This window comes from Streptomyces sp. NPDC007907 (genome assembly GCF_042959365.1).
In the GTDB taxonomy this organism is placed as follows: domain Bacteria; phylum Actinomycetota; class Actinomycetes; order Streptomycetales; family Streptomycetaceae; genus Streptomyces; species Streptomyces indiaensis.
Genome location: NZ_JBIBKR010000027.1, coordinates 1 through 1,286, shown reverse-complemented (window position 1 = coordinate 1,286; position 1,286 = coordinate 1). Strand labels below are relative to the sequence as shown.

Below are 1,286 nucleotides of genomic sequence, written 5' to 3'. Positions count from 1 at the left end.
CTCGACACCGCGTGGACGGCCGAGCAGACCCTGCTCGTACCCGTACGCCTCGACCTGGCCGCCGTACGCGCCCAGGCCACCTCGACCGGCGTACCGCCGCTGCTGCGCGGACTCGTCCGCGCACCCAACCGCCGCAGTGCCCGCACCGGCGTTCCGGGGGCGGCGCGCGGCGAGTGGGCGAAGCAGCTGGTCGCGCACGCGCCCAGTAAGCGGCACGCGTTCGCGCTCGGGCTGGTCAGGGCGCGGGTCGCCGCGGTGCTCAGCTATCCCGATGCCGAATCGGTCGACCCCGAGAAGGCGTTCACGGAGTTCGGGTTCGACTCGCTGACGGCCGTCGAGTTCCGCAACCAACTCGGTACGGCTGTCGGGCTCCGTCTCCCCGCCACCCTCGTCTTCGACCACCCGAACGCGACGGCCGTCGCCGACTTCTTGGTGGCCGAGCTGACGGACACGCATGCGGTGATCGAGGCCGCGGCCTCGGCCGACGCGCCCGCCGACGACGAGCCCATCGCGATCGTCGGCATGGCCTGCCGCTACCCGGGCGGAATCACCACGCCCGAGGGGATGTGGCGGTTCCTGCTCGACGGCGGTGACGGCATCACCCCCTTCCCCACCGACCGCGGCTGGGACCTTGAGCGGGTCTTCGGCGAGGACCCGGAGCTCGACGGAGAGTCGTACGCTCTGGAAGGCGGATTCCTGCGGGGCGCGGGCGACTTCGACCCTGCCTTCTTCGGGATCTCGCCGCGTGAGGCGCTGGCGATGGACCCGCAGCAGCGACTGCTGCTCGAAGCCTCCTGGGAAGCGCTGGAGCGCGCGGGCATCGACCCGGCCTCCGTACGCGGCAGTTCAACGGGCATTTTCGCCGGCGTGATGTACCACAACTACGCCTCGCGCCCGACGGAGATCCCGGAGGGTGTCGAGGGCTTCCTCGGCACGGGCGGATCGAGCAGTGTCATCTCGGGACGGGTGTCGTACACGTTCGGGTTCGAGGGGCCGGCCGTCACCGTGGACACCGCGTGCTCGTCCTCGCTCGTCGCCCTCCATCTGGCCGCGCAGTCGCTGCGCCGGGGCGAGTGCTCCCTGGCCTTGGCCGGTGGTGTGACGGTCATGCCGACGCCGGACACCTTCTCCAGCTTCGCCCTTCAGCGCGGCCTCGCATTGAACGGCCGTTGCAAGCCGTTCGCGGGCGCAGCCGACGGCACCGGCTGGTCCGAGGGCGTCGGCATGCTCCTCGTCGAACGCCTCTCCGACGCCAAGCGCAACGGCCACCAGGTCCTCGCCGTCGT

General features: G+C 71.5%; 1 protein-coding gene. It reads left to right on the top strand.

Annotated elements, in window-relative coordinates; all coding sequences use genetic code 11:
• On the top strand, positions 1 to 1,286 hold a 1,286-nt coding region (locus ACFZDI_RS35915; protein ID WP_391256767.1), incomplete at both ends, for a beta-ketoacyl synthase N-terminal-like domain-containing protein.